A 23,602-nucleotide genomic window follows, 5' to 3' on the forward strand; every position below is an offset into this window, starting at 1 on the left:
ATTTATAATGGCCCTGGTTATAATTCGTAAATATTAATCGGCTTAGAACGGGATGAGTAGTTGAGGAAGAAGGAATAGAGAACCGGGTAAGGTGGAAGCCGGTCCTTCAGAACTCGGTGAACATGGTCCGGGAGCCGTTACGGTGAAAGAAGAGTAGCCGGAACCGTCTAATCGGCGTTATTCGATTGCCATCTGATGTTTAAGATGGGGAATGAGTTGGATAGTCATAGACTATCAGAATTAAGGGTGGTACCGCGGATGAACCCCCGCCCCTTGGGCGGGGGTTTTTTATTTTTAAAATAGGGGGTGCATATCATGGCTGTTGCTTTGAGGTCTTATCAAGAAATAAACGAAAAGATTAAAAAAGGAAAAGCAGTTGTTGTCACTGCTGAAGAGGTTATTGAATTAGTTGATAAAAAAGGAATCGAGAAAACCGCTCGAGAAATTGATGTTGTAACCACTGGGACCTTTGGCGCGATGTGTTCTTCAGGTGCTATGATTAACACCGGTCATACCAAACCAAGGATGAAGATCAACGAAGCTTACTTAAATGGAGTAATGGCTTATGGAGGCTTAGCAGCTGTTGACCTTTATATCGGAGCAACACAGGTTGCCAAAGATGATCCATTGAATAAAATCTATCCCGGAGAATTCAAGTATGGGGGAGGTCATGTCATTCAAGATTTAGTTGCCGGTAAAGATATATTATTAGAAGCATACGGTTATGGAACCGATGAATATCCTCGTAAAAAATTAATAACCTGGATTAATATTAAAGATTTAAATCAAGCCTATCTCTTTAATCCCCGTAATGCATATCAAAATTACAATGTTGCCGTGAATTGCTCCGACAAAATAATCTACACTTATCTTGGAGTACTTCTTCCCCATTTGGGGAATGCTGGCTTTTCATCTGCTGGTCAGTTAAGTCCATTGTTGAATGATCCTCATTATCGAACTATTGGTGTCGGGACCAAGATATTTTTAGGTGGTGGCGTTGGTTATGTTGCTTGGCAGGGGACTCAACATGACCCTGGAGTGGAAAGAAACGATAAGGGAATACCAAAAGGGGGTGCGGGCACCTTGGCAGTAATTGGAGACATGAAAGGCATGGACCCTAATTGGCTTTGGGGGTTAAGTGTCAGAGGTTATGGATGTTCTCTTGCTGTTGGATTGGGAGTTCCCATCCCCATACTTGATGAAGAAACTCTCCAGTTTTGCGCAGTTCGAGATCAAGACATTGAAGCGCCGATCATTGATTATAGTAATGCTTATCCGAATGGAACTGGCGAAGTTTTGGGATATGTAAATTATGCGGAATTAAGAAGTGGTAAAATACATCACGCAGGGAAGGAAATACCAACCTCACCAATTTCCAGTTACTCTCGTGCTCGTGAAATCTGTTCATTTTTGAAAAAATGGATTCAAGATGGAGATTTCATTTTAACCCAACCAACACTTGCTCTTCCTAATACAGAATCAGATGTTCATTTTAGAAATCTTACCGAAAGACCTTTTACTAATAATGCCAATGGGATTAGGAGGTAAGTCAAATGGTATCGACTAAGAAGGTGGTTTTACATTTTCCCCGAGAAGCGGCCGAGAGACCGGTGGTATGTGATTTGGCACTTCGGTTTGGATTAACTTTTAACATTCTTCGTGCCTCTATTTCTCCGCATCATGAAGGACTTATGGTTTTGGAGATCATCGGTGAAAATACTAAAAATGAGGAAGGTCTCAAGTATCTTCAGGAGAAAGGAGTAGAAATTCAACCTTTAAGCCAGGATATTAAGAAAAACGATCAACGTTGCATCGACTGTGGTTCTTGCTTGGGAGTTTGCCCAACTTCTGCTCTTTATATGGACAAGACATCTTATCGGGTAATATTTGAAGAATCGAAATGCATTGCTTGTGAGCTTTGCGTTTTGGCTTGTCCTACCCGTGCGATGGAGGCTTTATTTTAATCTATGACCGAATATGTGGAGCGGTTTTATCGTAAGACCATAAAACCCTCTGATTTAATATCTTTTGCAGTAAAGATAAACGAAAGCGATCTCATGATCTATGCTCAATGCGATTTAAGTCAACTCTCTTATTCTCTTTTAGATAAAGAGCGAAGGAACTTAGAGGCTTATATTCGCTATAATTCACAGTTTCGAAAGTCTTTAATTCCGATATTAATCGATGATTTTGCTCCTCCTATATGTAAAAATATGGCAGATGCCGCAAAAAGGGCAGGAGTTGGACCGATGGCTGCGGTGGCTGGAGCGGTGAATGATCGACTGGCAAACGGACTCTTATCAAAAACGACAGAATTGATTATCGAAAACGGAGGAGATCTGTTAATCCATTCTTTAAGAGAACGAGTCATCGCTATTTATGCTGGAGAAAATTCTCCCTTCAATTCCCAAATCGGTTTATTGATTTCACCGGGGAAAACTTTCGGAGTGGCAACATCTTCTGGGAAAATTGGCCATTCTTTAAGTTTTGGAGAAGCTGATGCAGTTACTATTGTTGCTCATTCATCAGCAGTAGCAGATGCTTGGGCGACAAGTGTTGGTAACTTAATTCATTCAAAAAAAGATATTGAGAAAGTATTAAAACATTGTGAAAATATTCAAGAAATCGTTGGAGTTGTTATTATTTTTCAGGATGTTTTAGGTATTCGGGGTGATCTACAGCTAGTACATCTTTAATGTTTTGAAGAAGATAAATTAATTGCAGTTTGTTGTTCTTAAGGATTTTAAGACTTCTCCATTAAAGTTACCTCCTGACTATTCTTTATGCTCCCTAATCTGATGTCTTTTCCCTCGACTTGGTTTTTGCTAATATGAATAACAATGATGAGTAGTAATATGATAAACTCATTTAAGCAGGAATTGAACTTTTTTAAAGAAAGAGGGAGGGTTTGATGAATACAAATTTTGAGCTACAACCCGAACAGCTCCGATGGCACTGTGAGCCAGAAAGCCTTGGTTTTGAATATACCTCAGAACTATGTTCTTATAATGAGTTTATTGGACAGGAAAGAGCGATCCGGTCGATTGAATTTGGTCTGGATTTAGAGAGACCTGGATATAATTTATTTTTAACAGGTTTTACAGGGACAGGAAGAGTTGGAGCTATCAAATATTGTATTGCGAAAAAAATCAAAGACCAGCAAACCGAGGGCATCCTCCCCCAGATTTTTGATTGGTGTTATATATTTAACTTTGATAGCCCAGATCGACCTCGAGTGTTAAAAATTTCTGCCGGAGAAGGTAAAAAACTATCAACCCGCTTAGAAAATCTTTTAAAGAGTATTAAAGAAATCCTTCCCAAGGCTTTTGCCGGTGAAGAATACAAAAATCAGAAGCAAATTTTAATTGATGAGGAGCAAAGAAAAAATCGACAAATCGTTCAGGAATTGGAACGGATGGCTCTCCAGGAAAATTTTGCTTTTCGAATGACTTCCATGGGACCAATCTTGGTTCCTTTGGCTGATGGAAAACCGATGACGCAAGAGCAATATATTGCTTTATCTGAAACTGAAAAAGAAACCATAGAAGAAAGACGGCGATCGCTATTAAATGAAATTAATAATTATTTCGAGAAAATACATGAGTTAGAAATTGAGCTTAAAAATAAAATTTCCGAACTAGATAATCGTATTGCTGACTTCTCCATAACTCCCCTTTTTAAAGAATGTATCCAACCTTATGAAGACCAACCGGATATTGTACAATTTCTTGATTTTTTAAAGAAGTATACCCTGTCTTATCTTCAGTCTTTTCGGGATTCTCAAGAAACATCTACGGTTCCACAACTTCTCCCCTTTCAAAAATTACAGGATCCTTTTTTACCTTTTAAAATCAATATTTTGGTTGATAATTCCGACCGAGGTGAGCCTCCCGTCATTTTTGAGTCCCACCCTAACTGGACAAACTTGTTTGGCCGAATTGAACGAAAGGCAATGATGGGAACTTATTATAGCGACCATACTATGCTTAAGCCGGGATCTCTTCATTTGGCAAACAGTGGGTATCTCATCATGTATTTCCGCGATCTGATTATGAACCCTGGTGTATGGGAAGGCTTGAAAAGAGCATTAAAAAACCATGAGATTAAAATCGAGGATCCTTGGGAGCAATTTGGATTGGTTGCACCGCAAGGGCTAACTCCTGAACCTCTTCCATTTAGTGTAAAAGTAATTTTGGTTGGAGATGATATGGTTTACCGATTGCTTACCCTATTTGACGAAGACTTTAAAGATTTGTTTAAAGTGAAAGCCGATTTTGACTTTCAATTAGAAAAAAATAATGATGTTATTCACTCTTTTGCTTGTTATGTAAAAAAAGTCTGTGAGAATGAAAATCTCCTTCCTTTTGAAAATTCGGGAGTTGCCCGTCTTTTAGAAGATGCCACTCGAAGAGTTTCTCATAAAGATAAGTTAGTATCCCAGTTTGGTTATATTAAAGATATTGTAGTTGAATCTGATCATTGGGCAAGACAAGAACATTCCGAAAAAGTAACAGGAGACCATGTAGAACGAGCCTTAAAGGAGAGAAAAAACCGCCATAATCAAATCGAGGATAAAATTCAAGAATTGATCGATCAGGAGATAGTATTGATCGATATTCAAAATGAAATTATTGGCCAGATTAACGGACTATCAGTTTATGAGTTAGGCGATTATAGTTTTGGAAAACCTTCCAGAATAACCGTTAAAACCTATTTAGGCCGACAAGGTATTATAAACATTGAACGAGAATCACGAATGAGTGGAAAAATATATGATAAAGGAATACTAATCATAAGTGGGTATTTAGGTCATACTTTTGCTCAAGATAAGCCACTTTCAATATCAGCCAGTATCTGTTTTGAACAGTCCTATGAAGGGGTTGAAGGAGACAGTGCTTCTTTGGCAGAAACTTGTGCTATCCTTTCAAGTCTCGGTGAAATTCCAATTCGACAAAATATTGCGGTAACAGGATCTATTAATCAAAAAGGTGAAGTTCAAGCTATTGGGGGAGTGAACCAAAAAATTGAAGGATTTTTTCAATTATGCAAAAACCGAGGGTTGACTTCGAAGCAGGGAGTGATTATTCCTGCCAGTAATATTCAAAACCTAATGTTAGACGATGAAATTGTTCAAGCAGTTCGGGATGGTCTATTCCATATTTATGCGGTGAAAAGTGTTGATGAAGCTTTAGAAATTCTTACCGGAATGAAATCGGGAAAACTTCTTGATGATGGAACCTATGAATCTGGGACAATTAAAGCTCGAGTTGATGAAAAAATTAGGGTTGCCAATGAAATATTGAAAAAGATTTCTGAAATAAAAGAGAACGGGATAAAAGATATATCGAATAAAACTGATCAATAAGTCACCTGCAAGAAAACCAAAATCATGGTTTTAATTTGCCAAGATTAGAAAAAATCTAATCGGCTAATTTTTCCTCAGATATAAAAAATAGATGCTGGCCGATCAAATCCTTAAAATGGAAAGTTTAGTATTGAGTTCCCGTTGTTCACACTCGGTAAGGCCAAGGGTGATGATTCATTCGTTCTTTACCTATCACTGTTTTTTAACCAATTCTTTTTTTGATAATAAAAAATTATCACTAAAATAATTATCATACCGAGAATAAAAAGGAGAAGAATTCTTTGGTTGGAAATATATTGAGAAAAATATCCCAAGAATTTATTTCCATTGACGGTTAGAGAATTTTCAGAAATAGTTGCATCGATGATTCCATTTTTTTCAAAAATAACCAAATTACCCGAGATGCTCGAAAAAGTGGTTTTGAGGTTAAAGTATTTTTTAAAATGGTTATCAGCAACCGATTTTGGACCGGAAGTTGTAAAAAGCATCACCGGGATATGATTCTGGTAAAAAAATGCCAAGCAACTAATTGGTTCGTTCAGGGTGGTAGTGAGGTGCGTTTGGTCTTGAATTGCATCCTTTACAACCATTTTTCCAGATTCAAAGAAAACCGGAGAGAAAAGGTAATTTGGAATAGTTTCTGGACTAACAATAATGAGGAGAAAATTTTCTTTCTGATGAGCCTCAATCGGTATGGGGTTTGATAAAAAAGATGAGAAGAATTGATAGATAAACTGACCGAAGGGGATCGTTATATTATAAATAGCAGCAGGTATTTTTTGGAGAAGGTTAAGATTACGGAAATTTGATGATGATAAAGCGAGCTCGATCTGCTTTGGTAATTGTATGAAGTTTGCCCAATGGTAATCCCAAATATCAGGGTAAAAATTTGGGTCCCAATCGATAGTCATGGAAGACGGGCCTAAGAGATTATTCAACTGGGTTTCCCCAAAAATGATTTCTACTGGAATCAGCCTTGAATTATAAAGCTGAATTGAAGAGAGAATATCAGCAGCGATTTGTAAAGTATTTTCATCGAGTTCAGAAGGAAGCACTATTTTCATTTTGTTGTCAAGTACAGTAGGGATCCTTTTCCAAACGGAAAAAATAGCAGATTGAGAACTACTTTTAACCTGGAAATAGGAATCTTCAGAAATAAAACCCTCAAAGGGCATTTTCCCCGGTCGGTAATCCTCTTTATTGGGAAAATAACTTAACCCAAGAGTTATGGTATTAACTGGCTTAAGAAAATAAGCCGGAAGATAGAGATCAATGGGAAATAAATGGCCGCTACTCTTGTCATTAAGACGTTGGGAGTAAACCAACTGAGAGTTTATTGACAACTTAAAAAAGGCTTCTCCTTTAAAATCTGAGGGGAGTGGAGTATGGTTGAAAAAAAGACGAAGATTTAATGAAGTTGGATGATGAGAAATGTCAGAAAAATAAAAGCGCAAGTTTTTTTCCATATTACCAAATCCCTTAAACTTGAAAGAAGAATATCCTAAATCAAAGAAAGTTGTTCTAAAAAATCGGGGAGATATTTTATCTTCAGTGACATATGAAGTTTTTCCGCCTTTACCGATCAGGAACTGGTGAAGTTCAGATGATATTGTTTTTATTCCTTCAAAGGTTAGAAAAAGTTTTCTTCCATAAAGCTGATAATCACTAACTGAATTTTCTATAAGATATATTTGGTAATTGTGTTTTGAATCTTTCGAACTCAGTTGAGAAGGAGCAATTAACGTTTGGATTCGAAAAGGTTGTTCCCGGTGAATTTTATGAAGAAAAGCATATAAGGTGAAATAGGATTGAAGAATTCGATCAGACCAAGGTCGCGGAGGAAGAACCAGAGTTATCGCTTCCTTGATACTTTGTAGGAAGTCATCAATGGTTTGGGGGATCCAATCGGTTTTCATTTTGAAAGTTATAAAACTTTCTTTTTTGACGATAATCCAGAGATTTCCAGAAGAAATATCCTCACCCAGATGGCTACTAATAAAAAGAGTCGGTTGAATTTCAATTTTTATGAGTTGATTGTTGGGCTTTAAGGCGGTTTCAGGAATTGGAATATCAAGATAGGCAACCTGATCGGGTTGTATTTGAATGTCTTTTAAAAGTTGGGTATACGCTAATTGTTCATTAATGAAAAGGGACACTCGGCTTTCTGGATTGAGCACTTCTGAAAACCAAATTTTTAAAGCCAGGCGAGTTTCTTCCCAATTTACTCCTTTAAAGTAGGGTAAAAAAAAGCTATAAGACGGTTGATATCCTTCTAATCGAATATCGTTTTCCTGCTCGACGAAATCGGATATATTCCAAACTATAGCATTTGGTATTTGAGCAAAAGCTAAATTGGTGATTGGAAGGACAAGCAAAAATAAACTTATAAATAAAAAAGCACCAAAAAAAACAATACGTCGATCATTTTTAAACCACATTGAGTTCCCCCTCCACCTATAAAAGATATCCCTTTTATAAGTTTAAAATAAATCATTTGTTGATACAAGTGATTCTTGAATGGCAGTGACGATTGATTGGAGAAGGAATAATAAGCGAAAAGACCGGGATTAGTGATCAGATATATGTTTTTAGAAATAAATTGGTCAGAATAAAAAAATATTAAGAAAATTAGACAACCAAGCAAAAAATTGTCTTTATATTTTTAGTTTGACCTTACTTGACAAATAAGAAAATAAGTGATTAAATACGATAGTCTAAGATGGTAAAATTTTGAAGGTCACGACCATGGCAAGGCAGAAGGAAGATGAAATCAATAAGGATGGTGATATGAAAATGAACAACCAGAAGGAGGAACCAAAGGTCATCAATGAAAATGAGACATTAGGTTGTGATGAGATTTCTATAGAAGAATTGAAAAATACTTGCGAAGAATACCGAAATACCGCTGAAGAATATAAAAAGAAATCCGAAGAGTATTTGAAAAACTTAAAATCGCTAAAGGCAGAGTTTGAAAACTATCGAAAAAGAGAAACACAGTATCGGGAAAGTTTTATCAAATCATCAAATAGAGATTTAATACTTAAACTCCTTCCGGTAATGGATGATATGGATAATGCCATTCTTGAAAGTAAAAAAAATGAGGTGCATCAGTCTTATATAGAAGGAGCTGAGCTAATCTACCGCAAACTTTTAAATATTTTGGAAAAAGAAGGAGTTCGACAGATAACCACCTTGGGTGAGAAATTTGATCCAAAATATCATGAGGCAATGATGACAATATCATCCCCTGATTATGAGGATTATGCAATTGTTGATGAGTTAAGAAAAGGATATGTGTTGAATGAAGAAGTTTTACGTGCAGCCCAGGTATCGGTTAATCGTTGGGATAAAAACGAGAAAGAAAGGTAAAGGAGGCAAACACTATGGCAAAAGTAATCGGTATTGATTTGGGAACAACCAATTCTGTTGCGGCTTATATGGAGGGTGGTCAACCAACCATTATACCTAATAAAGAAGGATCTCGCTTAACACCCTCAATCGTTGCGTTTACAAAAAATGGTGAAATACTGGTTGGTCAACTAGCAAAAAGACAAGCAATAACCAATCCAAAGAATACCATTTATTCTATAAAGCGTTTAATGGGTAGACGTTATGATGATCCAGAAGTTGAAAAGGCGCGAAAAGTACTTCCCTATGAAATTGTACCAGGAAAGCATGGGGAAGCTGCTGTAAAAGTCGGAGATCGAGCATACACTCCTCCCGAAATATCAGCCATGATATTAAAGAAAATGAAAGAAGATGCCGAGGAATTCTTAGGAGAAAAAATAACCGAAGCGGTTATCACCGTGCCGGCATATTTTAATGATAACCAGCGCCAGGCAACCAAGGATGCCGGTAAAATTGCCGGGCTTGAGGTAAAAAGAATCATCAACGAACCAACCGCGGCTTCTTTGGCTTATGGTTTGGGAAAAGGAAAAGAAGAAGTCATAGCAGTATATGATTTAGGCGGCGGAACTTTTGATATTTCAATTCTTGAAATTGGTGAAGGAGTATTTGAAGTAAAATCCACCTCCGGAGATACATTTCTTGGTGGTGACGATTTTGACAGGAGAGTAATGGATTACATTATTGAAGAATTCCGAAAAGACCAAGGTATTGATCTTCGAGGAGATCAAATGGCGCTTCAGCGTTTAAAAGAAGCGGCAGAAAAAGCCAAAATTGAATTATCCGGTTCGCTCCAGACCGAGGTGAATTTACCCTTTATCACTGCTGATGCTTCCGGGCCTCGTCACTTAGTAATGACTTTAACCAGAGCAAAATTAGAGCAATTAACCGCAGATCTTATTGAACGTACTTTTGAACCTTGCGAAAGGGCGATGAAAGATGCTGGTCTGAAGGCAGAAGAAATTGATTCAGTTATTCTGGTTGGTGGTATGACCCGAATGCCAAAAGTAGAAGAAGTCGTTAAAAAAATATTTCAGAAAGAACCAAAACGCGGAGTTAACCCCGATGAGGTTGTTTCTGATGGGGCAGCAATCCAAGCTGGAGTTCTAAAGGGAGAAGTGAAAGACGTCCTTCTATTAGACGTTACCCCACTTTCATTGGGAATAGAAACGTTGGGAGGAGTTTTTACCCGTATCATTGATCGGAATACGACCGTACCGGTTTCGAAGAGTCAGGTCTTTACCACAGCTGCTGATAATCAAACAACAGTTGAGATTCAGGTACTTCAGGGAGAAAGGCCGTTGGCAAAAGATAACAATTCTCTAGGAAGATTCCAGCTTTCTGGAATTCCGTCGGCACCACGGGGAATTCCTCAGGTTGAGGTCAAGTTTGATATCGATGCCGATGGAATTCTTCATGTATCGGCTAAAGACTTGGCGACCAATAAAGAACAAGCCATTACCATAAAGGCTTCTAGTGGTTTATCGAAGGATGATATTGATCGTATGTTGCGAGAGTCAGAACTTCATGCCGAAGAAGACAAGAAAAAGAGAGAAGAAATTGAATTAAAGAACCAAGCAGAGAACCTAATCTATTCGGTAGAAAAAACCTTAGGAGAATCAGAAAGTAAGTTGTCGCCTGAAACGAAGAGTAAAGCAGAAGCTGCTTTGAATAATCTCAAGGAAGCCATGAAAGGTGATGACGTCGCTGATATTCGACGCAAAATTGATGAACTCCAATCAACGTCTCATGCTTTAGCTCAAGAGCTTTATCGACAGACCTCCAGCCAACCGGGTCCAGGTGAAGCAGCGGGAGCCAAAGCTGAAACAGGTTCGGACTCGAATAAGGAAAATGATAATGTCGTTGATGCCGATTATAAAGTTGTTGACGATGATCAGAAATAAATGATGGAAAATCCTTAGGTCAATAATAGCTTGGCCTAAGGATTTTCTTTTATTCAATTTCCCCATTGAACTTCAATACCGTTAATTATTTGAACTTCTTTGATTTTTTTACAAAATTGATATAAAGTAATCGTATTCTTCTCCGACTAATCTTGAAATATATAAAGGTGATTTGAGCATGAAAAGGGATTATTACGAAGTTTTAGGAGTGAATCGTAACGCCTCCTTAGAAGAGATTAAGAAGTCCTATCGAAAACTGGCAAGGCAGTACCATCCTGATGCTAACCCTGGGAATAAAGATACGATTGAAAAATTTAAAGAAATCAATGAAGCCTATCAAGTTCTTTCTGATTCGGAAAAGCGAGCTACATATGACCGTTTTGGCCATGCCGCATTTGACTCACGTGCTCAAGCCGGTTATGGTGGAGCTGGTTTCGGACAAGATTTTGATCCCTTTGGAGATTTTGGCAGTTTTGGTGACATTTTTGATATGTTTTTTGGAAGCTCTACCGGATCGCGGAGAAGAGAATCAGCGTCCCGTCCAACCAAGGGGGCAAGTGTCAACATTGATGTTACGCTTGAATTTGAAGAGGCTGCTTTTGGCGTCGAGAAAGAAATTGAATATTCAAGAGTAGAAATCTGTAAGGAGTGCCAGGGAGTTGGGGGGAAAAAGAAAGTCGCCTGTCCTCATTGTCGAGGCACTGGAGAAATTAAACATACCCAAACCTCAATTTTTGGCTCAATAGTGACTTCTCGTGTTTGTAATTTTTGTCGTGGAAAAGGCTATATTGCTGAAGATACTTGTCAGAAATGTCATGGTTCAGGAAAGATGAAAACGACCCGGAAACTCAAGTTAAAATTTCCAGCTGGGGTTGATAGTGGTTATCGACTTCGGGTATCTGGGGAAGGAGAGGCCGGGGATAATGATGGTCCAGCTGGAGATTTGTATGTCTCAATAACAGTGAAACCACATAAAATTTTAGATAGAAAAGGAAAAAATCTCTTCTTCGATGCCGAGGTGACTTATACCCAGTTAGTTTTAGGGGATGAAATCGAGGTTCCTACTATACAAGGAATGGAGAAAATTAAAATATCACCAGGAACAGACGCTCATTCGGTTTTAAAATTAAGAGGAAAAGGTTTGGTCGATCCCAGTAATGGCTCACGGGGAGACCAATTTATTCAGCTCAAGCTCAGCATACCAAGACGGTTAACTGGTGAATATAAAAAATTGATGGAGCAATTAGCCGAACTCGAAGGTCAGGAAAAAAACAAAAAAACTGGTGGTATTTTTGAACGAATCAAAGAAGCTTTTACCAGCACTGAAGGCTAGAAAATTAGAATGAGTCGATTTTATTACCATCCAGAAATAAACCAATCAACCGTCATTGCTCTTAGCTGCGAAGAAAGTCTTCATCTCAAAGCGAATCGAATTCTTCCTGAAACCAAGATTCTGTTGTCAGATGGATTAGGGAATTTATATTCAGGAATTTTTAAAGGATTTGTTTCACAAATCGCCCAAGTCGAAGTGATTGGAAAGGTAATAAAAGAAGACAAAGCTTATAAAGCTTATCAGCTTTGGGTATGGCAACCTCTTCTAAAAAATTGGTCTCGCTTGGATTGGCTCATAGAAAAACTGGTCGAAATTGGTGTTACTGGTATTGGAGTTTTTTATAGTGAGCGATGTGTGCGTGAACACATTTCTTCAACACGAAAAGACCGTTGGAGAAAGATTATAATCGAAGCAGCAAAACAATCAGGAAGAACTTGTTTTCCTGTTCTAAAGGTGATGACGAATTGGTCTGATTTTTTCGATCAATGCCGAAACAATAACCTGAGTACTATTGTTGGTGATTTGAGTGTCTCGGAAACGATTTCGGACTTTTTAAAAAAACAAAATTTATCTTCTTTACAGATTATTGTTGGCCCGGAAGGTGATTTTAGTAAAGGAGAAAAAGAACAACTCCAATCTCTTCCCAAAGTTCATTTTTTAAGGTTATCCAGCCAAATTCTCCGAAGTGAAACAGCTGCTTTATATGCCAGCATAGTGAGTATGGCAAACTTGGAGTCAAAACATGAAAATTGCTATTAAAACTCTTGGATGTAAAGTAAATCAATCGGAAAGCGATGTACTAGCTGCATTACTAAAAAATGAAGGTATTTCTTTGGTTCCTTTTGAGGATCAAGCAGATTGGTATATTATCAATAGCTGTGCTGTGACCAAGATGTCGGAAAAAAAAACTCGTCAATGGATCGGCCGAGCCCTAAGGAATAACGAAAAATCACAAGTTATTCTGATTGGCTGCTATAGTCCTTTGTATATTCGCCAATTTCCACTTCCCCAGCCTCGTCTTCAGGTTATTGATTCTCCAGAAAAGATCAAAAAGGTAATGGAAATACTCAATTTACCTTGGGATGAATCGTTCTCAGCAAAAGTCATACCGGAAACCGAGCGGGCTCGGGTCTGGTTAAAAATTGAGGATGGATGTGATCATTTCTGCAATTATTGTATTGTACCCCACCTCCGTGGTTCTGTTCGAAGCGAAGAACCGGAAAAAATAATTCGCCAAGCAACTCATTTAGAAAGAAAAGGTGTTCAAGAAATTGTTTTGTGTGGCATTAACTTAGGAATGTATGGTTTAGGAAATGACCACGCTAGCTTGATTGAATTGCTGGAAGAGTTGACAAGGTCAACCAATACCATTCGCTATCGTTTAAGTTCTATTGAGCCATTTCTGATTGATAAAAAGTTTTTGGATCGATATTTTTCTTTAACCCCCCGAGTGTGCCCGCATTTTCATATTCCTCTTCAAAGCGGGAGCGATGAGGTTTTATTAAAGATGGGAAGGGGATATACCACTCAATTTTATAGAGACTTGATAGAATTGATTCGAAAATATGATAACAATGTAGCAATTAGTACTGACATTATTGTAGGATTTCCCGGAGAATCGGAAAGGCTGTTTGCCGAAACCACTAAATTTTGTCAGGAAATCGGTTTTTCCCGTGCTCATGTTTTTGTATATTCTCCACGTCCTTTCACTCCTGCTGCCCAGTGGGATAAGGCTGAAGGTGTACCTTTCCAAGCCAAAAAGGAACGAGAAGCAGGTTTATTAAAAATTATTTTCGACAGCCAAATTAAATATTATCGGTCTTTTATTGGAAGAATATTATCAGTATTAGTTGAGACAACCACTGATAACCGCGAAGTAACTGGTTATTCTGAAAACTATATACCAGTTCGAGGTGATGGGATTATTGCTTCCGATTATGGAAAGGTTCTTCCTGTCTGCATACATGGAGAAAAGAATAGAATTTTATTAGGAGAAGCCATTTAAAACCAATATACCGTAAATTCCCATTGAAAAATCATTTTATATTCAATAAAATAGAGAGAAAATTGGAGAAGGAAAGATAAAATGGCAGCTAAGAAAAAGGCAAAGACGGTAAAAGGAACCAAGTCAAAACTTTCTGTAATCGAATCCCCTGAAAGAACGCTCCCACTTTTAGAAAAATTCCTTCAATATGGTTTATTGTTGATTGTGCTTTTATCTCCTTATTACCGGGGCTTATATTTTGATTACGAAAGATATCCCTTCTTTTTGGCAGTTTTCATTGTTGCTATTATTTATTTTTTATATCAGATAGTTTATCAAAGAAAAGTAATTACTATAAAAACTCCCATCGAATATTTTTTTCTTTTTACTGTATTACTATATGGTCTCAGCATTTTATGGGCTGCGGACCAAGGGATGGCTTTTCGTGAGTTTTTTAGTAGTATAGTTTATTTCATCTTTTTTCTTTTAGTCACGCATTTATTCCTGACCAAGCAATCAAAAAAAATTTTTTTAATTGCATTTAATATTAATGCTGTCTTCCTGGTTTTAATTGGATTTTTCTATCGATTTGGATGGGTTAATCCCCTGTCTCGACCATTGGGGATGAGCATGAAAGATCTTTTTTTGACTGCATCAGGTCGATTGCATTCATCTATGCAATACCCGAATACCTTTGCTGCTTATCTCGCAATGGCGATAATAACCTTGATTATTTTACACTTGTTGGAAGAAAAACCGATTTATATCAGTTTGTGGGGATTTATTCTATTTTTTCTTCAAACTGGATTATATTTTACCTATTCCCGGGGAGCTTTGTTGGTATTTATCATAACCTCGGTGGTTCTATTCCTTTTATTGAAAAGGAAAGAAAAGATTAAGTATCTCCTGGTTCTCATGGCTGCATTTGTCTGGACAATACTCTTTACTCCGCGTTTGGAAAATTTTTTATTCAACAATTTACCCGGTCAGTTTTTTGGTTTTCTCTTATTAGGAAGCCTTGTCCAAGCTTTTAGTGTCTATTTGCTTTCCTTTCTATGGAAAAAGTTGGTTAACCTATCAAAACCATCAATTCGTACCTCCTATTTTACAGTTGGGATTGGAGTTGCCCTCGTTCTCGTTATTTTAATTGTTTTGGGGCTGAAGCCGGCCTTCTTAGGTGATCGTTTTCGGCAAATAACTCTCAATACTATCATCTCGCAGGAAAGATGGATTTTTTATGGTGATGGTTTAAAAATATTTCAAGCCCGACCAATAGCTGGTTGGGGAGGAGGAGGATGGGAAGCACGTTACTTGGCCTATCAATCCTATCCCTATTTTAGCGAAAACAGTCACAATTATTTTCTTCAAGTAATGATTGAAATCGGCATTATTGGTTTGTTAGCAACAATTGGGTTAATAATAGGCCTTTTTTATCAAATTTATCGTTTTAAAAAGGCGAATAAAGACGGTTGGAACAATCTTTTGATTTTAGGACTGGGAGCAGCGGTTTTTTTGGGATTTTTTCATGGATTCATTGATGTTGATTTTGCTCTTGGTTCTTTTTATTTTGGTATTTTGGCGTTTATCGCTTTCATAAATCAAATAACTCGCTCTCAACAAATCACCATCAACAATCGACATTTATTTGAATTGAAAATACCTACTTGGGTGTTGTTTTCCGGAGTTATTTTTTTAATGATTTTTTCCTTTTTTTTGATTTCGGGTGATCGAGCGAAAATTAGAGGTGGGTATTTTGCATCTCATGGAGATCTTAATCAAGCTATTCAATATCATCAAAAAGCAGCCAGTTCGATTCCTTTCAATTCCCAAAGCCATTACTTTTTAAGTACTTATTACCGGCAATTGTTTAATACCCAAAAGCAAACTGATCTGAGAATAAAAAGTGAATATCACAACGAAAAAGCCACCAGCTATTCTCCGTTTAATTTTCGATTTCAAGAAAATAAAGCGGTTTTAAAGATTGAGAGAGGAGACTTTGAAACTGGATTGAATGAATTTGAAAAAGCCATATATTTGGCACCCTTTATATCAACAACCTACGAACGCTACCTCCAAACCTGCCTATCAGTTGCTGATTATTACCTTATGCGATCTGAAAAAAACAAAGCTATTCATTATTTAGAAGAGGGTTTGCGCATTGATGATATATATACGGCTTTTTTAGAAGGTTCATTAAGACCAAAAAAGAAAACCACCGCTTATAATAAGATTCTAAATGAATTAAAAAATAAACTCCAGGAAATTATGGAATGACCTCAATCACCGAAAAGCTTTCGTTTTTTTTGGTACTGTTCGTGGTAATTCTATCTCCTTATTACCGGGGCATCTATCCAGATTACTACAAGCTCCCCTTTTTGACCCTCATTTTTTTAGCTTTTCTCATTCATCTTCTGGTGAGGATAAAAAAGAAAGAAAGTCTTTTTCAATTAAATATGCCAGAAATGCTTTTTTTCTTATTAGCAGTAGTATACCTGGTGACGATTATCGTGGCTTCCAGTGGATATTCTTCTATAATTACTTTTATAAGCTATATAGCCTGGGCATTTCTTTTTTGGTTAATGTTTGAGCTGTTCCAAAAGAAATCCCTCAAAATGTTCTTAATTCAAATAATGGTCGGTAGTGCTGGCGTATTATCACTATTGGGTATCTTTGATGCCTTTCACCTCATTCCAGAAAGATTTCAAAATTTTTTAGGGATGAGTTTTTGGGGTTTATACTTTTCTGGTAGACTTGCCACTACCTTTCAATATCAAAACACCTCGGCTTCTTTTTTTGCTGCTTGTTTGTTCTTAGGAATCTTGATTTACCTTCAAGAAAAAATTTTGTGGAAGAAGTTAATCAATGGTGTTCTTTTATATTTGATTTTCTTCGGTTTTCTTTTTGCTTTTTCGAGAGGGGCAAATCTAGTTTTTTTAATTACACTTCCATTTCTTTTTATTTTAATCAGAAAAAAAGTATATATTATTTCGGTTATTTTAACTTTATCTTCACTATTTTTGCCATTCATTTTTTTACAGATAGAACTGGATAGGTATTTATCTCAAGCTCTTCCTTTCCATTTTTTAATTATGTTTTTGATTGGATTAGGTTCCTTCTTTTTTTTAAGCTTTTTATTTTTGCCTGGTCAACAAATTTCCTTGATAAATAAAATCAATAAAAAACTCCTTTTTTTTCTAATTTTATTAATAATCTTGGGGATAGAGAGCTATTTTGTTTTTTTTGTTCAATTCGATACAAAGAACTTCACTTTTATTCGAGGATTTGGAGAAAAGGGGAGAGATATCAGCTTTGAAACAAAAAATGTTATTTTGAGGTTTACTTTTTACCGAGATGCTCTCAAGATGATTCAAAAAAAGCCTCTTTTGGGTTGGGGTGGCGGAGGTTGGGCAACGAGGTATTTCTCCTTTCAATCTCATACCTATTACACCAAATTTCCTCATTCCTTTTATTTAAATACCTTAGTTGAATCAGGAGTCTTGGGATTGGCTTCCCTTTTATTTTTACTTTTTTACTCACTGCGCATTTGTGTCATTCATTGTTATCAAGACCAATTTAACTCAATAAATCCTTTCATAGGTGCCGGAGTCTTTTTTATTTTTTTACATAGCAGTATAGATTTAAATTTTGCCATGGGTGCTTATCAGGTTTTTGCTTGGACGCTCCTTGCTCTTTTGTTGAATTCCTACTCTTTACAAAAATTAAAGCTTTCTATTCCCTTGATAATTCCCTTTTTCATTGCACTTTTATTCTTTGTGATAAGTATTTTTTATGGGAATGCCGAGTATTATTATCAAATAGGGAATGAGTATCGAGCTGATAATGATTTCGTTCATTCGGCTCAAGCCTGGGAAGCTACCGTTCGACTCAACCCATGGCACGACAACGCCTTTCATCAACTAAGCAATTTATCTTCCGAATTTTATTTACAAACCAAAAAAGAAGAATTTTTACAGCTGGCACTGAAGAAAAACCAAAAAGCTTTAAATATTGAACCTAATAATTATGAGTACTATCGGCACAGAGCAGATCTTTTTCTTTTAAAAGGAGAACTCGATGAAGCTTGGAGAGATTATAGGTATTCTATGGAACTTGCCCCAATGGTTTTAGGTAATTACGAAAAGATACTTTTTGCTTTTTTGAATATGATTCGCTCTCAACAGAACACCAGGGATCCAAAAATTTTTAATCAAATAAAAAGATATACTGATTCTGTTTATAATTTTTATATGGAAAATCAATCAAAATCATCTCAATTCAATCCTCCAAGTGAAGCTTTGGATTCTTTAAAAAAGGATATTGAAGATATATTGGGAGGTGAAAACGTTAGAAGTTCAATAACCGAAGATTGAGAGTATAAAAAGACTTTATTATTGAATGAATGAAATGATAGGAGTGATTTCACATTGAATAATGGTAAACAAGACCAATTACTAAAGTATATCCCCTTATTTTTGCTTATCTTTATTTTGATTCCTGGATGCTTTTTAGCTTCAAATCCCGACCAACCAATTCCCACCCCTGAATCTTCTGTTGATCCGTCTCCAACTCCTTATGTATCTCCGAACGCTATAGATTTTACTCTCTTCGATCTGGATGGGAACGTATATTCCTTAAATGAATATCGTGGGAAGCCTGTTTTGGTCGCCTTTTTTGGTTATTTATGCCCCCATTGCCGAAATGAAATGCCTCGAATTCAAAATCTTTATAACAAATACAAAGAGAGTCAAAACCTGGTCGTTTTAGGGGTAGGAGTTTCAAGCTCGATTGCACAGTTACGTGAATTCCAATCACAATATGGCTTAACCTTTCCTATTCTTGACGATTTTAGCCGGAATGTTTATCATAGGTTTTTCAGCATGGGAATACCAGCCATAGTACTGATTAATAAATCTGGTGAGGTTGCTTATTCCTATAATCAATCTGAGTTGTCGGAAACTGATATTGAAAACCTTTTAAATTCTTATATTTTTTAATTGAACACATAGAATGCAACCCAGATAACAGGATTCACTGGGTTGCATTCTATTTATAAAAAATCTTCAACATATTCTTCTAAGAGACCAGCTTCATCAAGGATGTCTAAAATGGTAATTCGGCTCCTCACAAAGCGGGAGAAAAGGAAAGAGTCTTTCACTAAGGATCGCGAAAAACCTAATTCTTCAAAAGTCGATGGAGTTTTCGATCGATTTAAAGCTTGTTCAATATCAGGTATAGCAAAAAGTTTTTCTGATATCATTTGTCGCAACTGATTGGAAAATCCAGGTTTTTTATAAGAATCGGTAAAAACCATTGGGGATGTCATTTTTTGAGTTGCTTCTTTTTCAACTAAAGGATAGAGAGAGCCGAATTTTTCCTGTAAGATTTTCTTGTTTACCCGAAGTGGATGGGGAGAAGCAATCTTTTCCCAATCGACGGTGTCAATTTCTTTTAGAAATCGCTGATACATTTTGTGAATATAAAAAGTTGCAACTCCAACTCGTAAACCATGAAGAGAAGTATTTTCTCCACGAGAAAGGCTAACCATTTCTAAATAATGAGCGATGAGATGCTCAGCACCAGAAGCTGGTCGGGAATCACCAACCAATGCCATGCTAAATCCTGAGTTGAGAAGAGCGATGGACAAAGCTCTGACGGCTTCTGGCTTTCGTTGAGGGATTTGATCAGCAGATTCCCACAAAATATGAAGAGCTTCCTTGACCAAGTCCCAGGAGTAGTGACAAATATATTCATCTTGAAGTTGATTTCGTAGTACCCAGTCAGAGTTTGCCGTGGTTTTCCCAATTAAATCAGAAAAACCCGACTGGAGAAGTTCTAAAGGAGCTTTTACTAAAACATCGAGATCCATAAAAATTGCTTTGGGGGGAGTCGCTTCAAAAGTAATTTTGTATCCATTCACTAACATGGGAGCGCCAAGAGAAGGATATCCATCCATGGATGCTGCGGTACCAACCACCACATAAGGAATATGAGAACGATGGGCAACGAATTTAACCAAGTCATTAATAACACCTGAGCCGACAGCAATCATAAAGTCTGGTTGGTATTTTAAGCCAGTTCCAACCTGATGGCGGGTATCTTCGTCGGGCTCTAAGTATTGACTCGAAGAGTTATGAGAGAGTAAGAGGGGAATAGCCTTATACTTTTCTTGATTTAAAATTGTTTCAACTTTTTGTCCTGCTGCTTGGTAAGTATTTTCGTCAAAAACGATCAAGCATTTCTTCCCCAAATGAAGCTGGTTCAGCACAAGTGGTATCTGCTCCAAAAGTGAGTGATCAACGATGGTTTTTTGAGTTAAAATATGGTGGGTTTTACCACAAGAACAAGGAATTTCTGCAGCTTTCTGAAAATAAAAAAGTTCATCCATAGTTTTCTCTCTTTCTGATTTTTTTATAGTTGCTGATAGAGTAAAAATAGTAATTTCATTTTGATAACAATATACTCTTTGATATTTAATGTATTCAATAGGGCAGTTGCTTTTAAATAACTGGGTTTTAATCAAGGTTAAAAGAAAAAGAATTTCATTGACCCTGAAAAAATGATAAGATTAAAACATTGAATTATTATCTTAGGTTTATTTTGATAGGTCAAGGAGGATGTTTTATGTCTCTCAATCAAGATTTTTGGAAAAAAGCTCTCACTGAATCATATGCTGCTATTGAAAAACTCACTGGTGTTTTTTTGGTTACTCAGGGGAAAGAAAGGAAACCGAACATAATGACCATTGGATGGATGCAGGGAGGAATTATTTGGGGTCGGCCTATTATATCTGTATTGGTGAGGCCTTCTCGTTTTTCATATATTCATATTGAGGAAAATCCCTTTTTTACGGTTTGTGTTCCTACTGAGAATATGAAAAAAGAAATAAACTGGTGCGGGAGTGCCTCAGGTGCAACAGTTGATAAATTTAAAAGTACTGCTTTTACTCCTATTTATAATGAAAACTTCTCAGTTCCAGTCATTAAGGAATGCCCTATTTATTTTGAGTGCAGAATAGTTCAAAAAACCAAAGTTATAGAAACAAATTTTATTCCTGAAATCATTCATGAGTATTATTCTTCTGGAGATTTTCATTCAGTCTATTATGGAGAAATAGTAAGGGTTAAAATTTAAATTCTTTTTTCCGTGGAGAGGTAATGAACTAAGCTCAAAAAGAGATAGAATTTTCTCATAACTTTCACGGCAAGAATTATTGGTGCCCAGCTAAAATATTTTTTATTTTTTAATAACGGTATTTTTAAGAATAGTGTATAATATCATTCGGGTTTTTTCCAACAAGAGAAAAGGCCGCTTTGTTTACTGAGAATATTTAATATCGTTTCTATTTTGGAAAAAGGAATAACATACTACAGCTCTTAGTAAACACCAATAGAAGCAGTGGGATAATATGATCTCCATTGGGGAATGACAATACTTGTGTTATAACCCCTCCCATAATAAAGGAGGAAACAATTGAAAATATTATTAATAGCGCCAGAGTCTAAAAGGGCGTCGAAAAAAAAGGCAATTCTTGTTCCTTTTCCGCAAGCAAGTCTTACCATAATAGCTGGTTTAACCCCAAAAGAACATTCGGTTACTATCATCGATGAAAGACTGCATGAAATAGATTATGATGGTGATTATGATTTGATTGGCATAACTGTCATGACAGCAACTTCAATTCATGCTTATCAGATTGCCGATGAGTTTCGTAAAAGAAATAAAAAAGTTGTATTAGGTGGGATTCATCCTTCCTTTCTTCCTGATGAAGCGATCCAACATGCCGATTGCGTGGTTATCGGTGAAGCTGAAAACTTATGGAAAATAGTTTTAGATGATTTTCAGAAAGGTCAAATAAAAAAGTTTTATAAGAGCGAAGAACTCCCTTGTTTGACCGACCTTCCCCCAGCACGTTTAGATTTGCTTGGGAAAGGATACTTGCTTAAAAATGTTTTTCAAACAACCCGCGGATGTCCTCACAATTGTGGTTTTTGCTCGGTTTCTACATTTAATGGAAGGCGTTACCGACACCGACCAGTTGAAAAAATAATCGAAGAAGTGAGCCGATGTCGCTCGAGGATGATTGGTTTTTTAGACGACAACATTGTTGGGAATCCAAAATACTCTAAAGAACTTTTTCGTGCTTTAATTCCTTTAAAGAAAAAATGGGTGAGTCAGGGAACTGTTAAGATGGCGGAGGACGAAGAATTAATTAGCCTTGCCCAAAAATGCGGATGTATAAGTCTATTTGTTGGATTCGAATCGGTTAACGAAATGAATTTAGAAGAGATGCATAAGCAGTTTAATCCTATAGAAAAATACCAAAAATTAATTGATAATTTCCACCGGCATCATATTATGGTGGTAGGTTCCTTTGTTTTTGGTTTTGACAATGATGACTTGTCGGTTTTTGATGATACTCTGAAATTTATTGAAGATACCAAAATTGACTTTGCTACCTTCAATATCCTCACTCCTCTGCCTGGAACAGAGGTTTATGAAAAGTTTAAAAACTCCGACCGAATCTTTTCCCACGATTGGACCAATTATGATTTTTCTCATGTCGTTTATCAACCAGCTAAAATGACCCCGCAAGAGCTCCAATTTGGCCATAATGAATTATATCGAAAATTTTACACTCTTCCAAAAATAATAAAGCGAGCTTTTTGGAATTGGAGATACCTTGGTTACTTTTTACCGGCCAGTCTCTATTATAACTGGGTGTCAAGAAATCCGCATCAATTACCCAATTTGCATGATTAAGTCAGTTTTATTTGATCTTGATGGAACTTTAATTTTCGCCGAAAAAGCTATTATTAAGGGAATTCAAAAATGTTTTATGATGTATGAGTTAAATCCACCTGAAGAAGAAAAGATTCGGAAAACAATTGGCCTTCCACTGGCGGAATCTTTTACAGTTTTACAATTCTCCAACCCTGAAGAAGGCGCCAACCTATATCGGGAATTTTTTTTAGAGCAGCCTGAAGATATTATTATTAATCCTGAATCCTATAAACTCTTAGATCACTTGGTGAAAAGGAATATCCAGATTGGGATAGTTACTAATCGAAAGTTAGCAAAAAAATTGATTGACAAACTTCCCTTTCCCGTGCCATTTGATATTGTTATTGACCTTTCTTTGGGAATCCAGCCTAAGCCGTCACCAGAGGGTGTTTTATACGCTATAACTCAATTAAAAGTCTCTCCGCAAGAAGTTATTTTTGTTGGTGATACTCATTATGATATAATCGCAGGAAAATCTGCTGGGGTTAGCGTAGTGGGGTATTCTCAGGGAATACACGAAAGAGAAATCCTAAAAGAATTTCACCCTGATTGGATGATTGATTCTCTCAATGAAATTTTTACTATTCTTGAGAGGGCATGATTGAGAAGCTCATTCCTGATGCTCAAAATAAGCAATAAATCTAAACAGGAATTATATTTATTTCCTATTTTCGTATAAAAATAAAAAAGAAAGGGTATGATAATTTTTCAGCATATAAAAAAAGCGTTTAGAATTGCAACAACTCCTTGTTGCTCCCTTATTTAGTTCGTTTTATTCACATTTATTTGTTGAGATAAAGATCTTGACAAGCATGTTATATTAGTCGGAG

At 36.6% G+C, this 23,602-nt stretch carries 17 protein-coding genes and 1 other annotated feature; of the genes, 15 read left to right on the forward strand and 2 right to left on the reverse strand.

Annotated elements, in window-relative coordinates:
* The first annotated feature begins 34 nt into the window (after positions 1–34).
* Positions 35–277, forward strand: a binding site (T-box leader).
* Positions 278–315: 38 nt separating this feature from the next.
* The 4 genes from RT761_RS07535 (at position 316) to RT761_RS07550 (ending at position 5,365) form a co-directional block, all read left to right on the forward strand.
* A complete protein-coding gene (locus RT761_RS07535; protein ID WP_218110814.1) occupies positions 316–1,548 on the forward strand; it encodes a homocysteine biosynthesis protein in 1,233 nt (410 codons plus the stop codon).
* A gap of 5 nt (positions 1,549–1,553) precedes the next feature.
* Positions 1,554–1,964, forward strand: coding sequence for an NIL domain-containing protein (locus tag RT761_RS07540; protein ID WP_218110815.1), 411 nt, complete (start codon positions 1,554–1,556; stop codon positions 1,962–1,964).
* 3 nt (positions 1,965–1,967) lie between these two features.
* A complete protein-coding gene (locus RT761_RS07545; RefSeq protein ID WP_218110816.1) occupies positions 1,968–2,696 on the forward strand; it encodes a UPF0280 family protein in 729 nt (242 codons plus the stop codon).
* A 215-nt stretch (positions 2,697–2,911) separates the two neighbouring features.
* Positions 2,912–5,365, forward strand: coding sequence for a Lon protease family protein (locus RT761_RS07550; RefSeq protein WP_218110817.1), 2,454 nt, complete (start codon positions 2,912–2,914; stop codon positions 5,363–5,365).
* A 185-nt stretch (positions 5,366–5,550) separates the two neighbouring features.
* Here the strand turns inward: RT761_RS07550 and RT761_RS07555 are convergent, their stop codons facing one another.
* On the reverse strand, positions 5,551–7,803 hold the full coding sequence (locus tag RT761_RS07555) for a cellulose biosynthesis cyclic di-GMP-binding regulatory protein BcsB (protein ID WP_218110818.1): 2,253 nt from the start codon (positions 7,801–7,803) through the stop codon (positions 5,551–5,553).
* 307 nt (positions 7,804–8,110) lie between these two features.
* Here RT761_RS07555 and RT761_RS07560 point away from each other — a divergent pair, with 307 nt between their 5' ends.
* The 8 genes from RT761_RS07560 (at position 8,111) to RT761_RS07595 (ending at position 18,985) form a co-directional block, all read left to right on the forward strand.
* The gene (locus RT761_RS07560) at positions 8,111–8,734 is read left to right on the forward strand and encodes a nucleotide exchange factor GrpE (RefSeq protein WP_218110819.1); all 624 of its coding nucleotides are present in this window, start codon (positions 8,111–8,113) and stop codon (positions 8,732–8,734) included.
* Positions 8,735–8,748: 14 nt separating this feature from the next.
* A complete protein-coding gene (gene dnaK / locus RT761_RS07565; RefSeq protein WP_218110820.1) occupies positions 8,749–10,674 on the forward strand; it encodes a molecular chaperone DnaK in 1,926 nt (641 codons plus the stop codon).
* Positions 10,675–10,852: 178 nt separating this feature from the next.
* A complete protein-coding gene (gene dnaJ, locus RT761_RS07570) occupies positions 10,853–12,007 on the forward strand; it encodes a molecular chaperone DnaJ (protein WP_218110821.1) in 1,155 nt (384 codons plus the stop codon).
* A 9-nt stretch (positions 12,008–12,016) separates the two neighbouring features.
* Positions 12,017–12,766 (forward strand): RsmE family RNA methyltransferase, encoded by a 750-nt coding sequence (locus RT761_RS07575; protein ID WP_218110822.1) that lies wholly within the window; start codon positions 12,017–12,019, stop codon positions 12,764–12,766.
* Positions 12,750–14,012, forward strand: a complete 1,263-nt coding sequence (gene mtaB / locus RT761_RS07580) for a tRNA (N(6)-L-threonylcarbamoyladenosine(37)-C(2))-methylthiotransferase MtaB (protein WP_218110823.1) — start codon at positions 12,750–12,752, stop codon at positions 14,010–14,012. The genes RT761_RS07575 and mtaB overlap by 17 nt, the downstream gene beginning before the upstream one ends.
* An 81-nt stretch (positions 14,013–14,093) precedes the next feature.
* Positions 14,094–16,265 carry an O-antigen ligase family protein gene (locus RT761_RS07585; protein WP_218110824.1) on the forward strand — a complete coding sequence of 724 codons (2,172 nt, stop codon included), beginning with the start codon at positions 14,094–14,096 and terminating at the stop codon, positions 16,263–16,265.
* Complete coding sequence (locus RT761_RS07590; RefSeq protein ID WP_218110825.1) at positions 16,262–18,361, forward strand: O-antigen ligase family protein; 2,100 nt, start codon at positions 16,262–16,264, stop codon at positions 18,359–18,361. Before RT761_RS07585 ends, RT761_RS07590 begins: the two co-directional genes overlap by 4 nt.
* Positions 18,362–18,415: 54 nt before the next feature.
* Entirely contained in the window at positions 18,416–18,985 is a 570-nt protein-coding gene (locus RT761_RS07595) for a peroxiredoxin family protein (protein ID WP_218110826.1), read from the forward strand.
* Positions 18,986–19,038: 53 nt separating this feature from the next.
* Here the strand turns inward: RT761_RS07595 and RT761_RS07600 are convergent, their stop codons facing one another.
* Entirely contained in the window at positions 19,039–20,376 is a 1,338-nt protein-coding gene (locus tag RT761_RS07600; protein WP_218110827.1) for a sn-glycerol-1-phosphate dehydrogenase, read from the reverse strand.
* A 236-nt stretch (positions 20,377–20,612) separates the two neighbouring features.
* On the opposite strand from RT761_RS07600, the gene RT761_RS07605 reads away from it, so the two are divergent.
* The 3 genes from RT761_RS07605 to RT761_RS07615 all read left to right on the forward strand — a co-directional run bounded on the left by RT761_RS07605 (position 20,613) and on the right by RT761_RS07615 (position 23,373).
* Positions 20,613–21,122, forward strand: coding sequence for a flavin reductase family protein (locus RT761_RS07605; protein ID WP_218110828.1), 510 nt, complete (start codon positions 20,613–20,615; stop codon positions 21,120–21,122).
* A 339-nt stretch (positions 21,123–21,461) separates the two neighbouring features.
* Positions 21,462–22,751 carry a B12-binding domain-containing radical SAM protein gene (locus RT761_RS07610; protein WP_218110829.1) on the forward strand — a complete coding sequence of 430 codons (1,290 nt, stop codon included), beginning with the start codon at positions 21,462–21,464 and terminating at the stop codon, positions 22,749–22,751.
* Positions 22,744–23,373, forward strand: a complete 630-nt coding sequence (locus RT761_RS07615) for an HAD-IA family hydrolase (RefSeq protein WP_218110830.1) — start codon at positions 22,744–22,746, stop codon at positions 23,371–23,373. The genes RT761_RS07610 and RT761_RS07615 overlap by 8 nt, the downstream gene beginning before the upstream one ends.
* The last annotated feature ends 229 nt before the right edge of the window (positions 23,374–23,602 follow it).

This window comes from Atribacter laminatus, from assembly GCF_015775515.1.
In the GTDB taxonomy this organism is placed as follows: Bacteria; Atribacterota; Atribacteria; order Atribacterales; family Atribacteraceae; genus Atribacter; species Atribacter laminatus.

Bases quoted from the DNA above. Each gene is read 5' to 3' on its own strand.
- RT761_RS07535 (WP_218110814.1), top strand. From the start codon at position 316: ATGGCTGTTGCTTTGAGGTCTTATCAAGAAATAAACGAAAAGATTAAA.
- RT761_RS07540 (WP_218110815.1), top strand. From the start codon at position 1,554: ATGGTATCGACTAAGAAGGTGGTTTTACATTTTCCCCGAGAAGCGGCC.
- RT761_RS07545 (WP_218110816.1), top strand. From the start codon at position 1,968: ATGACCGAATATGTGGAGCGGTTTTATCGTAAGACCATAAAACCCTCT.
- RT761_RS07550 (WP_218110817.1), top strand. From the start codon at position 2,912: ATGAATACAAATTTTGAGCTACAACCCGAACAGCTCCGATGGCACTGT.
- RT761_RS07555 (WP_218110818.1), bottom strand. From the start codon at position 7,803: ATGTGGTTTAAAAATGATCGACGTATTGTTTTTTTTGGTGCTTTTTTA.
- RT761_RS07560 (WP_218110819.1), top strand. From the start codon at position 8,111: ATGGCAAGGCAGAAGGAAGATGAAATCAATAAGGATGGTGATATGAAA.
- dnaK (WP_218110820.1), top strand. From the start codon at position 8,749: ATGGCAAAAGTAATCGGTATTGATTTGGGAACAACCAATTCTGTTGCG.
- dnaJ (WP_218110821.1), top strand. From the start codon at position 10,853: ATGAAAAGGGATTATTACGAAGTTTTAGGAGTGAATCGTAACGCCTCC.
- RT761_RS07575 (WP_218110822.1), top strand. From the start codon at position 12,017: ATGAGTCGATTTTATTACCATCCAGAAATAAACCAATCAACCGTCATT.
- mtaB (WP_218110823.1), top strand. From the start codon at position 12,750: ATGAAAATTGCTATTAAAACTCTTGGATGTAAAGTAAATCAATCGGAA.
- RT761_RS07585 (WP_218110824.1), top strand. From the start codon at position 14,094: ATGGCAGCTAAGAAAAAGGCAAAGACGGTAAAAGGAACCAAGTCAAAA.
- RT761_RS07590 (WP_218110825.1), top strand. From the start codon at position 16,262: ATGACCTCAATCACCGAAAAGCTTTCGTTTTTTTTGGTACTGTTCGTG.
- RT761_RS07600 (WP_218110827.1), bottom strand. From the start codon at position 20,376: ATGGATGAACTTTTTTATTTTCAGAAAGCTGCAGAAATTCCTTGTTCT.
- RT761_RS07605 (WP_218110828.1), top strand. From the start codon at position 20,613: ATGTCTCTCAATCAAGATTTTTGGAAAAAAGCTCTCACTGAATCATAT.
- RT761_RS07615 (WP_218110830.1), top strand. From the start codon at position 22,744: ATGATTAAGTCAGTTTTATTTGATCTTGATGGAACTTTAATTTTCGCC.